The sequence below is a fragment of the Caballeronia sp. LZ043 genome (genome assembly GCF_031451075.1).
GTDB lineage: Bacteria > Pseudomonadota > Gammaproteobacteria > Burkholderiales > Burkholderiaceae > Caballeronia.
The window spans coordinates 1,308,728-1,321,382 of the sequence record NZ_JARUXT010000002.1 but is presented as its reverse complement, the minus strand read 5'-3'; the positions used below and the strand labels follow the sequence as shown (position 1 = coordinate 1,321,382).

The window sequence follows — 12,655 nt, the reverse complement described above, 5'->3', positions numbered from 1 at the left end:
CTGGCAACTCATCAAGGCTCGTCGTCTTGTAAAGCGGCTAGAATCGCCGGCAAGACCGACAGCGAGGAGATTTGCGATGACTCGAAACGTTCTGATATCAGGCGCCGGCGTCGCTGGCCTGGCGGCTGCCTTCTGGCTGGACCGTGCCGGGTAGGATGTGACGCTCGTGGAGCGTTCCGGCGAGTTCCGGCGCGGCGGTCAGGCTGTCGATATTCGCGGCGTCGCGCTGGATGTCGTGCAAGCGATGGGCTTGCTCGACGATGCAAGGGCGTTGCGCACGCAGCTCAAAGGCGTGTCGATGTTCGATGCCGATGGAAACGAGCTACATCGGACGGAAGAACGCACTTACAGCGCGGGCCGTCTCGACAGCACCGACATCGAAATCTTTCGCGACGATCTTTGCGAATTGCTGATGAACGCATTGAGCGCGAAGGTCGAGTTCCTTTATGGCGACAGTATTCGTTCAATCTCCCCGCGTGAGGACAGTGTCAGCGTCGCGTTTGAAAGCGGTTCCGACAGATCGTTCGACCTCTTGATCGGTGCGGACGGGATCTACTCGAATGTTCGCAAGCAGGTGTTCAACAACGAGGCGGCATCTGTGTTTCCGCTGGGTGTGGTTCTCGCGCTGTTCTCGACGCCCAACTTCATCGCGCTCGACGACTGGCAGATCGGACATCGCGTCGCCGATTTTGGGTACATCATCTATCCGAGCCGCGACAAGCGCGAATTGCGCATCGGGGCGGGCTTCGCTGCGCCTGAGCCGCCGTTGTCCCGCAACGATGTCGAAGGGCAGAAGCGCATCGTGTCCGAGAGCTGCGCGCATCTGAAAGGCGAGTTTCCCCGCTTCATCGATGCAATGAAGAGCACGGATCAGTGCTACTACAACGAGCTCGCGCAGATTCACATGCCTGCGTGGTCGAAGAGCCGTGTCGTGCTGGTCGGCGATGCGGCGCATTGTGCATCGCCGTTTTCAGGGTAGGGCACGAGCCTGGCGCTCGTCGGCGCGTTCGTGCTCGTGCATGAGCTCGTGCGCAACGGGTCGGATTTTGCGGCGGCGTTTGCGGCCTATGAGAATCGGATGCGTGCGTATGTCGATCTGATCCAGGCGCTCGTTGATCCGGAGCGCGAGGGGCCGGTGCCGGACGAGCAACTGGATGCGGCGAAGAATGGAATCGATTTGACCGGGCTGCTCGGGGGAGCGATCGGAAAGGGATAAATCCATCAATCCATAGGCTGCTCTATTCTGATTCCTGCCGTTGCACTGCTAGGGGTTCGACCGGCGGCAAAGGATCAATTTGCGCTGCCCGCAGCGGGCTGTATCCGGCCATGAACAGTCAGTCGCGGTTTCAACGGGCCCGTCGTTTAAACGGCGCATCCAACCATCAAACCGGCCATTCGTTGCTAGGCGGCAAGAAATTGGCACAGCACGCTGTAATCAACCGGCTTCGAAAGGTGCAGATCAAAGCCCGCGTCGAGCGCCATATCCCGATCCTGTTGCTGAGCTCGGCCGGTCAGCGCGATGAGTTTGGTCTCCCGGGTTTTTTCACGTTGACGTAGCACTTGCGCAACTTCATACCCGTTCATTCCGGGCAAGCCGATATCCAGAATGACCGTGTCCGCCCGGAATTCGACCTGGATGCGCAACGCATCCTTTCCGTCGCCCACCGTTCGTGTTTCATGGCCGTCCATTTCAAGCAGCATGGAAAGGCTCGCGGCTGCATCCGGATTATCGTCCACAATCAAGATTCGCTGCGTGCGGCGTGGGGAGGGTGTCTCCTGCTGACGCCGGTCAGGTGCAAAATCGGGAGAGCCCACATCCACGCCAATCACTGGGATGTGTACGGCGAACTCGCTGCCAAGCCCCTTTCCTTCGCTTTGGGCCGATACCGTTCCGCCATGGCGTTCAACAAGTGCTTTTACGAGTGCGAGACCAATTCCCAATCCACCCTGAGAGCGTGATTCACCCTGAGGTAGCTGCGCGTAGAGGCCAAAGATTGATAGAAGGTCCTGTTCACCGATCCCGATGCCGTTATCGCGGACCATAATGACGGCATCGTCTTCCTGCTGTTTGACGCTGAACCAGATGACGCCACCATGCGGCGTGTATTTCGCTGCATTGCTCAGCAGATTTTGCATTACCTGCGAGAGCCGCGTCGGGTCACCTTGCACAAGAAGCGGAGCGCTTTGAATGTCTACATTCACCGTATGTGCGGATGCCTTGATCAGGGACTGGGAGGATTCGAGTGCCTGTCGGGCGACGGAAACTACATCAACCGCCACGTCCCGCATCTGGAGCTTTCCTTCTCCAATGCGTGAGACTTCAAGCAGGTCATCCATCAGGTGCGTGATATGGCCGACCTGCCTGCCGATAACGCCACGCGCCCAGGTGATTTGGGGGTCGCTGAACTCCTTGCGTTCCAGAACGTCGGCCACTGCCCGAAGCGTCGCGAGGGGATTGCGGATCTCGTGTGCGAGTGTCGCGAGAAACTCATCCTTGTGACGGTCGGCGATCTGTAGCGCCATCTCCGATGAGGATGCGACCTTGAGCGCCAGTTCTGCCTTTTGTCGTTCGTCCAGCAGCTCCTGCTCGTAAGAATGTCTCTCGTCCATCACCATACAGGCCAGATGGTCGTAGTCAACGTCACCATGCGGGCGCCGTGCAGCATTGACAAGCATGCGTATTTTGCGGCCGTCCCTGTGGCGCAGCTCCAGCTTGACCTCGGCAACTGACCCTTGCAGCTGGAGCAGCGGTGACCAGTGCGTCTGGTGAAAAATGCGACCACCCATTGTCAGCAGGTCAGCGAACCGCTTGTGACCCACGATCTCGTCTGGCTGCATGCCAATCCAGCGACAGAACGTCCCGTTCGCCCTGACAATCCTGCCTTGGGTCGTCGTGACCAAGAGCCCACAGCCCGCGTTCTCGAAAATTTCATCTGCCGTTGGACCCAACCCCGCGACGCCCGTCATCACATTCCCTGCTGCTTTAGAAAAGCGTTCATCGCGTTTACGCAGTCAGCAGGAACACTCATGTGCGGACAATGGCCAACATTATTCACGACCGTCAATGTGCTTTCGCGCATCCTGTCATGCATGAATTCGCCTACGCCAACTGGAGCAAGAAGATCGTCGTCTGACTGGATGATAAGGGTGGGCGTCGTAACGTACTGAAGATCCGACCGGTGATCTGACAGGAATGTGACGCGCGCGAAGTGACGCGCGATGGCGGGGTCCGTCCGGCAGAAACTGTTCGTCAGCTCCTCGGAGAGATAGGGCTGATCGGGCGCGCCCATGATCACCGGCGCCATTTTGCTCGACCAGCCAAGGTAATTGTTGTCGAGGGATTCCAGGAGTTCCTCGATGTCGATCCGCTCGAAACCACCGACGTAACGTGTGTCGTTGATGAATGACGGCGAAGGCGCAATCATCAGGTTTGCAGCGAACCGGTCCGGACTTTCGTTCGCCGCAAGTAGCGCGATGATGGCACTCACCGAGTGTCCAACGTGCACGACAGGTTGGTCAGAGCAGGCGTCGATAACCTCAATCAAATCTGACGCGTAACCGTCAAGCGATTCGTAACGTGCCTCATTCCAGGCAGATAGGTCCGAATGGCCAGCGCCGACCAGATCAAAAAGCACAACACGGAAATGGTCCCGAAACGCGGGAACAATGCTTCGCCACATGGTCTGATCGCAACCAAATCCGTGAGCAAAGACCATTGTGGCTCGGCCACTACCAGTGATGTGGATATTGTTGCGCTTGACAATAGGGTGCATGCGGATGCTCGGGCTCCTCATGAGCCGCGTTCGCGGCAGGTAGCGGCACATTGCCAAGAGGTGGCTTGGTCCTCTAATCCGCCACGGCCGAGGTGAAACACGCGGAAGTAGCTCTGCAACTTTAACAGACTGGTCCCATATGACAGACAGCTTACGCAGGCAAATATCTTGACGAAGGCAAAGTATGCCGGGCTGGCCAGAGTGCCCTCGATGTAGCGCCAGGCTAATCTCGGATTACCTAGCGCACAAAAAAATAACAAATGCTACCTAGGATCGAAAGTTGCTCCACAATGCGGAACGGCACAGCCCTTGGGTGGGTATGGACAATACCGTCCGCCACTGATTGGGCAACAACTTGAATCTCCACAACGGTTCTACGGCCCCTCTCATCCTTCTGGTGGATGACGCGGTCGATCTGCTCGATGTCTGGGCAATACTTCTGAAAGAATCGGGATTCCGGGTTCTGACAGCTTCCAACGGCTTTGCCGGGCTGACACTGGCAAAAGAAAGTCTTCCCAATCTTGTGCTGACTGACTACATGATGCCCGGCCTCGATGGGTTGGCAATGTGCCGGGCGCTCAGGCAAGACAGCCGGTTTGCAACCGTCCCTTTTATCATGTGGACTGCGGCGATGACCGTTCCATCCGGTGCTCAGATCGACCAGCTGCTGTACAAGCCCGTGAGTGTCGACGCCTTGACGTCCGAAATTATCGACCTGCTGAACCGGCGAGGCGTCGCAGCGATTTAAGCGGGGCTGCTGAGGGGACGGGTAACTATTATAACTGTTCGCAAAACTATGGATTTGAGACCAAATGACTTAAATGGCCGACCAGCAATCGCTCGACCGCTCGAACGAGGGCGGCGATAATCTCCTCCGCCGGGGAGCGGTTGCCATGCAGGTTTGAAACAAATTGCGAAGATGTTGCCTCCGCAGGCGCAGTATGCTTGGGCAATCGCGTCCACTTCTTTCGTGCAGGCAGTAGCGAACGCCTTTGCCGTGAGCGACGTCAACCAGCTGTATCGATCACATAGTGGACGAACTCAAGTTTTTTCACGGCTGCGGGAGCCAGCGTGAATGGATAGGGATCCGGCATTCCCAAGCTTCGATTCAAGCTATTCATCGCGTACGTTAAAGGACACCATTGCTCAATCAGAGATTCGAAAGAAGGCAAACGAGAAGCCGGGCGATCGATTGAATAGGGCGCAGTAAGATCACGGGACTCAATTCTAATTCCGCATGCGCTGGCCGTGCCTACCGTGTCGACCATATGTAAATAATGGGACCATGTCTCGGCCCAATCCTCCCATGGATGCATGGTGGCGTAGGCACTGACGTATGCCTTTCCCCAATCCGCAGGCGCGCCATTATGATAGTGAAAATCGAGCGCGTCGCCATAATCCTTGCGCTCGTCACCGAACAAAGTGCGAAAGGACCTTAGATGCTCTGTGCCAGCCACGAGCCGATCAAAGTAATAGTGTCCAATTTCGTGCCTAAAATGTCCCAACAGGGTGCGATAGGGTTCACCCAATGCGATACGCACGCGTTCCCGCCGCATATCGTCTGCCTCGGCGATATTCATGGTGATAAGACCATCTTTATGGCCGGTCGTCACAATTGTGTTAGCACGACTTTCGCGAAACTCGAATTGCAGACCTGTCGCAGGATTCTGTTGTCTTGTCTCCACCCTCAACTGCAAAACGGAAAGTGTGTAAAGCAGTCGACGTTTGGCCGCCTCCAGCCTTGACCAATAATGCTTTCGTCGTGGTGCTCGGAGATTCGGAATGATCGAGGTCAGGCGGCATGATTCACAGTATCGATCGTCGGACGCCGAGGGGACCATCCAGTTGCAAACATGCTCGATCGCATAGTTATGGCATGGCCTATAGAACTTATCGTCGGCCGAATTGTGGGCCTTCCAGCGATTTGTGCCTTCGTCGGTGAACGCACTCATTTCACCGGTTTCGGAGATGAATCCGAGTGCGCTGCCGCAGCGTTCGCACTGCACGTGTTCGAAAAAGATCGGGTGTGCGCACGCTGTACAGTGGAAGATTCTCATGGCTGCCCTACAGGTGCACCGAGACGAGATGTGAACATCCTTCACTCATGTTTTTCACAGATCACTTTGAATCCAATAAGGTCGGCGGCTCCAAATGTCATGCTGATTGGCACGTCTGCTGCGTCGCGGCCCCGGGCCATGAGCACCCGGCCTGTGCGTGGGGCGTTGTTACGGGGATCGAAGATCTGCCAAGTTCCACCCAAATAGGCTTCAAACCAGGCACAAAAATCCTGATCCGCGTGGGGCGGCGGCAGATTGACGTCGCTAATGTAGCCTGTGCAGTATCGCGCGGGGATATTCAAGGCGCGGCACAGTGCGATGGCCAGATGAGCATAGTCCCGACATACGCCGATTTTTTCGTTGAAAGTTTCGAACGCCGTGCGGGTCGGCCTGGCTGATGAATAATCGAATCTAACGTGATCATGCACGTAGTCGCAAACGGCAAGGACTCGGGCGCGACCTGGAGCCACGCCGCTGAACAGAGTCCACGCGAAATTCGAAAGCAGATCCGTCTCGCAGTAGCGACTACCCAGAAGAAACTGAAGGGCATCGGGAGGCAGAGACTCCACCGAATGTTCGCTACCGTCTACAGGGTGCGTTTCGACCGTATCTGGCAAGTCGAGCACGCCTTCAGTTGCGACAACAAGCGAGCCTCCAGCGGGCGTGACGATGCGCGTGCACAGGTTTCCGAACGCATCGTAATAGTGAGTGAACGACAGCGGCGGATCGAACCATATGCGATCCGCTTCCAGCATACATTCCGCTACCGAGGGATGGGTATTCATCATCAGAATGGCGGGTGTCGCTTGCGTACACGCATAGGTCAACTGGAAGCCAACACGAAGTTTCATGAAACCATGCTCCTGGCGATCGGAAGTGATCCCTCAGTGCTTCAGGGTCGAGAAAATAGTTGTATGGGAGGCGCGTGTCGGACCTTCGCACACGTCAATGCAACTGCCGTACCCACCTGGAAGACAATCGGGCACGGACGCTTGTTGAATGGAATAAAAACGCAAACGCCTATGAAAATAGGCGGTAAGCACTTGCGTGAAGCAGGAACCCGGAAGAAACCTCTGGCACCTTGAGACCGTCCAAACACGAACATGAGCACAAAATGTGCGGGTATGGACCGTGCGACATGCCTACATGCGTCGAGACGTTGGACCAAACATGGCGGACGCGCGTCGAGCCAAGGCGAAAACATTGAAATTTTGCTTCCATCAGCTATCGAAATCGTGCCATAGCAGCAGCTACCACGAGGGCAGGCCGAGGGGATCATTGTGTGAGGGACTCATGTTATTCCTGTTCATTGAGGATGATCTCGACTCTGCGGAGGCATTTGCGGCGCTCGCTAATTCTCTCGGTCACCGATCCCATCTTGCTCACGAGGGAGGAGTCGGCTTGCGGCTGGCTGCAGCCACCCGATACGATGCAATCTTCATGGACATCGGTCTGCCGGATATCGATGGCCTGACGCTGTGCAAATACATTCGCTCCGCTGGAAACTCAACGCATGCCTGCATCGTGGCCGTAACGGGCAAGACTCATCTCGAAGAAGAGCAAATGGGAGACTTCGACGGATACGTCACTAAGCCAATGACCGAATTGGGCATGACCCGCATTATCCAAGCCTGTTGACCTCGCGAAACTAGCACCTAAGTAACAAGCCGGAAAACGTCTCGTGAGGCATGCGGCGAATCGCGGAAACTTCTCAAAAGGCTTTAGCGGCAACGGTACTGGAGAAACTCGACGATCTCCGTGCGAGGGCTGATTACAGAGAAAAAAATGTCTCAATGCGCATCGTCCAGGTTCCGTCGCCGTAATCGCTTTCAGCCGTGCTTGATCTGTGCTATCCCGTCGCATGGCTCGCCGAATGACCGATATCTCTTGTGACCGGTTATGTCCATGTCGCCCGATCGAATGCCTGTTCGGGGTCGGAAGCGACCGCTGGCGTGAGCGGAAGGTTGATCTCCCTTCATTGAAGAATTGAAGAGGAGGTTGCCATGGAAGCGCTTGATTGTTCGCCCGCTCGTCGGGTGCCGTGGAATAAGGGGAGGCTGACCGGACAGACGCCTCCATTGAAGCTTCGTGAGATCTGGGCGATTCGGACAAGACTGCAGATGTCATCCAACGTTCGCGAGTTGGCGATGTTCAACCTTGCGATCGACAGTAAGCTTCGAGCGTGCGATATGACGCGTTTGCAAGTGCAGGACGTCTCCATGGAAGGTCATGTCGTAGCTCGCGCGACTTTCATGCAGCTGAAAACGCATCGACCGGTTCAGTTTGAAATAACGGAGCAGACTCGTCAAAGTGTTTCGGCTTGGATTTGTGCTCGAGGATTGAAGCCTGCCGATTATTTGTTTCCAAGTCGGCTGCATGCCTCAGCGCATGTGTCGACGCGTCAGTATGCGCGCATCGTTCATCGTTGGATCGCGTCGATCGGACTTGACGACAGCGCATACGGTACGTACACAATGCGACGAACAAAAGCTTCGTTGATCCATCGCCGCACCAAGAACCTGCGCGCGGTCCAATTGCTATTGGGCCACACAAAAATCGAGAGCACGGTGCGGTACCTTGGGATCGAGGTAGACGACGCACTTGAGATGGCTGAGCAAACGGAAGTCTAGCTTCCGTGGCCAACGAGCGTGCGCTTGTCGGCCACGCGCGGTCAGCCACTAGCAAAGGAGAAATGATTTGCAGGGGTCTGATATTCTTCGAGAACGGTCACGCGAGAGCTAGCCTGTCGCATGAACCATAGGTTGCGAGGAAAGGGCGAGCTACAACTGGCGAGCAATTGGCGCGCGTTTTTTCCGACTCCAGAAGGACATCTGCACGGAGAAAGCCCTTCATGTTTCGACTGGTATTGCTGGTTTTGGGCGTCAATCTGATCCGAAAACGTTGGCTGGTCTTCCTCGTGCTCGGCGTGGTCTGGATTCTGGTCGGGATAGGCTTGTTCATCGACGCTCTCGACAATGCCCTTTCGTTCCCTTTCGCACCTCTCGCCTGGTTTCTGTTGGTCGATGGCTTCATTGCAATGGCAGCTGCGTCAGTCGGCGTTGGAGGGCAGCGCATCCTTCGTTTTGTACGAGGAGCTGCAGTGCTGCTAGCAGCCGTCCTCATTTTTGCGGGGCATCATCATGGCCATTTTATCCTCGCGATGATCTTCGGCACATTCTTTCTAGCGGATGGAGTGTTGCAATGCACTTCCGCGTGGGTAGTTCGTCATCGCCGATGGCGCGCCGCATTCGCGTGGGGAACACTGGAAGTGCTATTTGCGATCTCGGTTTATCAGCCCTATCCAACCCACTACTACGGAACAGTGCCGTGGTGTCTTGCTGCGCTTTTCGTCTTTATTGGAGGAAACACCTTGCTCGTTGGCGCACGCGTGCGAAACATGGTGCGCAATCCGGCCTTCGCGACTTCGAATAAGTCCATGTTACGTCCAGCAGCGGTGCCAACGACAGTCATGCCGGTTTTCAGCCAAACAGAATGGGATGGCCCACCGCTTGATGGCGAGACCGCACTCACGGTGCATGTTTGGACGCCAACGGGCTCATCCAAAGGTAAGCCTCAGAACTATCCTTTGATCGATCGTTATATTGCAGCAGTCGACGAAAACGGAGTGATCTCGACCGGTCATGCAGCCTTGGAGACACCAGAAGGCGTCTATGTGAGTCTTTATCCTGCCGCAGAAATTGACCGGTCGCCCGATGAATTTTCACGGCTGCTACGAGCAACTCCCGACAACAATGTTCCAGGTGTATTTCAGCCAAGTTACCCGTACGAATCGAAAACGTGGTGTCCATCGACGACGCAGGTTCGCATTCGCAATTACGACCCTGCAAGCCTGCAAGCGTTTTGGGATCACTACCGGCAGAATACGACATATAACCTTACTCATCGCAACTGTTCGAGTTCGGTGGCGTACGCGCTTGAGGCCGCACTTAATGGTGCTGTCGGGCGTCTATATGGCAACAGAGCGGGCTGGGGCGCCTTCGTGCGGCTATTTTTTACGCCGGAACTCTGGGTCGCTGCCCAGATTCGCAAGCGCGCCCTAACTATGGCGTGGACACCAGGGCTCGTTCTCGATTACGCCAGGGCGCTGAGCATGCTGGCTGACCCTCGGCCGTTCTGGTGGCGCAAGATTTTGCGCCGTGCCTGGAGGATACACTCACATGCTGATAACTCGGGAAGCGATTCCAAGCGATCCGATGGCGGTTTGTGAGACTTGTTACTGGGTGCACGCCTGCGAATCGGCGGATGTGAATGAGAGACTTTCTACATCCGAAACCGCCGTTGCGGTTGTCTTGTTGTTTTAGATTGGCAGGCAGATCTAAGAGAACGAGGGCCATCGTATCGGACAAAGGTCGGCCCATCAAACCGTTTGACCAGCGATGCATGCGGACATTCGAAGGTCCTCTCGGGACGAGGCAGTCACCTGGCGCAGGCCAACACGGTCCAGTTGTATCGCACTGTCGCCATGAGCAACGCGTCGCATTGCTGACGTTTGAGAACAGATAGTCGAATGTCTCAAAAGGTCGGCGCGCGAACATCTCTTATCTGAGGGCTCGCCCACTTCTCACCTCAGTTGGTAGGTTCGAGGGACCTGTCACGTGGCATGACCATGGAAAATAAGGTTTCAGAATCATCAGACTCTGCTTCAATCGCACCCCGATGGGCTTCAACGATCTCACCGCTATGTACAGACCGAGTCAAAGATTCTCAGATTGGTCACTTGAATTGCTGTTCTGCCCTCTGAAAAGCGGTTCGAAGATACTGGTAAGAATCATTCCCTGGATAGCAGGCCCGCTATTGCCAACTTGAATCGGCAGCTAACTGAACGATAGTAAAGCCGGATCGGGCTCGAAGCAGCGCGCGAGTTTGCGCGACCGTCTCGCCAGCCTCGGCAAGTGCCGTCCCCTTGCCAATCGAATGACTGGTTCTCTCTCGGACCTGCCAAAGCACAGCGCTCAACGATACAGGCGACGCGGGATCGCAGAACGGCAGATCAGCCCGGTTCAAGAAGCCCACTCCGACGAGCAAATCGGTTTATTCCGCGTCGACACGCCAACACCGATCGTGATCTTTTTTTTAATGCTGTCACGCCAGCGCTCCAACGTCTCTTTGCTATCCGCCATATAGCTTCCATCTTCATCCATACGGCTCTCGGGCAAGGGCGATCAGGACGGCGACCATAAGGTGATCCTTTGCGGAGCGACTTAAAGCATGCTCCAAACGTTGCACGATCAATTCCGCGATGACGGTAATCCTGGTTGCGCCCCGATGGCCGAATTTTCCTGCGCGAGCGGTGTTGAGGGCATTCGTGTCTAGTGTCATTCATGTCTCGACCGGCACGACGTCAGGGCGACGATGTGCGTGGCGCCTTCTGACCCGCCGTGACAGGCGCCGTCTCGGACATTGCAGCAGTAATCACTCGCCCCTCGTACCGGGGGCGCATAATGAGCTACGTGCATGCTCAAGGAGGTTTGATGAATGCGAATGAAAAAGGTGCCGTGCACCGTGGGCTTCGAGGCTTTACGCACTTGATCGAAGAAATGGGCGCGCGTCGCTCGAAGCAAAAGCGCGCGAAGCGGTGCGGACACTCCGATCCGTCGCCGGTGTCAAAGGTTGTCGTGAGCGGAGCAGTAAAATAAGTACGCTACCGTCGAGTGCCTAGGCGATGACCAGCCTGTGGAGCCTGTGACGTGTCGCACGACTCCGGCATCCAGCGTGTTCTGTGCCAGCGAGCGGTGGCGAGAAGCATTAGGGGCCATCTAAGTGTTCGTGTGGGACACGACCGACGTGGAATTGCGTGTCGCAGCCGCAGTCCTAGCGCTCATTGTCCCAATGGCAGCCCATCTGCTTGGCTTTGTGGAATGCCACCGAAACAAGCGAGACCAAAGCTGCGGTGGGCATTGGCAGGTGCCTCGCATCACGTTTTCAACTGGTGTTGCTGAGAGGCCTGTTGTCCCACGGCTCTCAGCGTGTGGAGTGCGACGCTGGCGCGGCAACTACTGAAAGGTGCATCAATGATAGCGATGACGGTCACTATGTTGGTCCTTGGTGCATGGCTCATCTTTTATCTTGCTGACAAGAACAACAGCGACAGTATTCCGCGGAAAACATGGGAACGCGAACCTGGAGATTCGCACGGAGACCGCTAGGAGACGCCTAAGCGGCTCAACGTGTTGAGTGGTCAACTCGTCAATCGTGCGAGGTACAACCATCATGCCGTTCGGCAGGACGATTGCCACGACAGCACGTGCGTCGGCGTTGCGGCTTCAGGCTGCAACGGCTCACGGCCGACTTCCGCATGTCAAGAGCCGATCGATATTCGAGTCGTCATCAGGGCGCAATTAGCCGCCCCAGTTCCACTGAGAATCGTCTAGAAAAGCATTGACAAGGCCATGCCACCACTATATTGTGAAAAATGAAATATTCAAGAAGCTCGATTGCTGATCACCATTATCCGCGTCGTCGGCGCGGTACTCGCTATCCTCTCTTCTTCCTTGAAGTTTTTGTCGCTCCGAACGCGAGCTCTTATTTTTTCAAGGAATTCTAATGGATACCGGTACAGTCAAGTGGTTCAACGATAGCAAGGGCTTTGGTTTCATCACCCCTGATGCGGGTGGGGACGATCTGTTTGCTCACTTCTCGGAAGTTAAAGGCGACGGCTTCAAGACGCTCGCGGAGAATCAAAAAGTAAGCTACGAGACAAAGCGCGGTCCGAAAGGCATGCAAGCCGCGAATATCTCACCGCTGTAACGCAGTTCAAGGGCCGGTCTACCGGCCCTTTTCTGTCGCTACAGTCGACACCCGCGC

General features: G+C 55.8%; 12 protein-coding genes. 7 read left to right on the top strand and 5 right to left on the bottom strand.

Annotated features, from left to right (window positions below):
• The first annotated feature begins 166 nt into the window (after window positions 1–166).
• Window positions 167–979: an FAD-dependent monooxygenase gene (locus QCE64_RS19630; RefSeq protein WP_310005637.1), complete on the top strand. Its 813-nt coding sequence runs from the start codon at window positions 167–169 to the stop codon at window positions 977–979.
• A gap of 30 nt (window positions 980–1,009) precedes the next feature.
• Complete coding sequence (locus QCE64_RS19625; protein ID WP_310005635.1) at window positions 1,010–1,216, top strand: hypothetical protein; 207 nt, start codon at window positions 1,010–1,012, stop codon at window positions 1,214–1,216.
• Between the two features lie 185 nt (window positions 1,217–1,401).
• On the opposite strand, the gene QCE64_RS19620 is transcribed toward QCE64_RS19625, so the two are convergent.
• Together QCE64_RS19620 and QCE64_RS19615 are read right to left on the bottom strand one after the other, a co-directional pair.
• Window positions 1,402–2,967, bottom strand: a complete 1,566-nt coding sequence (locus tag QCE64_RS19620) for an ATP-binding protein (protein ID WP_310005632.1) — start codon at window positions 2,965–2,967, stop codon at window positions 1,402–1,404.
• Window positions 2,967–3,773: an alpha/beta hydrolase gene (locus QCE64_RS19615; RefSeq protein ID WP_310005629.1), complete on the bottom strand. Its 807-nt coding sequence runs from the start codon at window positions 3,771–3,773 to the stop codon at window positions 2,967–2,969. The genes QCE64_RS19620 and QCE64_RS19615 overlap by 1 nt, the downstream gene beginning before the upstream one ends.
• Window positions 3,774–4,128: 355 nt before the next feature.
• Here QCE64_RS19615 and QCE64_RS19610 point away from each other — a divergent pair, with 355 nt between their 5' ends.
• Entirely contained in the window at window positions 4,129–4,521 is a 393-nt protein-coding gene (locus QCE64_RS19610) for a response regulator (protein ID WP_310005627.1), read from the top strand.
• Window positions 4,522–4,780: 259 nt separating this feature from the next.
• Here the strand turns inward: QCE64_RS19610 and QCE64_RS19605 are convergent, their stop codons facing one another.
• Entirely contained in the window at window positions 4,781–5,830 is a 1,050-nt protein-coding gene (locus tag QCE64_RS19605) for a putative zinc-binding metallopeptidase (RefSeq protein ID WP_310005625.1), read from the bottom strand.
• 41 nt (window positions 5,831–5,871) lie between these two features.
• Complete coding sequence (locus QCE64_RS19600) at window positions 5,872–6,681, bottom strand: transglutaminase family protein (RefSeq protein WP_309927744.1); 810 nt, start codon at window positions 6,679–6,681, stop codon at window positions 5,872–5,874.
• A gap of 442 nt (window positions 6,682–7,123) precedes the next feature.
• Here QCE64_RS19600 and QCE64_RS19595 point away from each other — a divergent pair, with 442 nt between their 5' ends.
• From QCE64_RS19595 to QCE64_RS19585, 3 genes are all read left to right on the top strand, one after another.
• Window positions 7,124–7,468 carry a response regulator gene (locus tag QCE64_RS19595; protein WP_310005623.1) on the top strand — a complete coding sequence of 115 codons (345 nt, stop codon included), beginning with the start codon at window positions 7,124–7,126 and terminating at the stop codon, window positions 7,466–7,468.
• A gap of 365 nt (window positions 7,469–7,833) precedes the next feature.
• Window positions 7,834–8,460: a tyrosine-type recombinase/integrase gene (locus QCE64_RS19590; RefSeq protein WP_310005621.1), complete on the top strand. Its 627-nt coding sequence runs from the start codon at window positions 7,834–7,836 to the stop codon at window positions 8,458–8,460.
• 221 nt (window positions 8,461–8,681) lie between these two features.
• Complete coding sequence (locus QCE64_RS19585; RefSeq protein ID WP_310005619.1) at window positions 8,682–10,058, top strand: DUF308 domain-containing protein; 1,377 nt, start codon at window positions 8,682–8,684, stop codon at window positions 10,056–10,058.
• A gap of 793 nt (window positions 10,059–10,851) precedes the next feature.
• On the opposite strand, the gene QCE64_RS19580 is transcribed toward QCE64_RS19585, so the two are convergent.
• Complete coding sequence (locus QCE64_RS19580; protein WP_310005617.1) at window positions 10,852–10,992, bottom strand: hypothetical protein; 141 nt, start codon at window positions 10,990–10,992, stop codon at window positions 10,852–10,854.
• Between the two features lie 1,402 nt (window positions 10,993–12,394).
• Here QCE64_RS19580 and QCE64_RS19575 point away from each other — a divergent pair.
• Window positions 12,395–12,598 (top strand): cold-shock protein, encoded by a 204-nt coding sequence (locus QCE64_RS19575; RefSeq protein ID WP_040048723.1) that lies wholly within the window; start codon window positions 12,395–12,397, stop codon window positions 12,596–12,598.
• Window positions 12,599–12,655 lie beyond the last annotated feature (57 nt).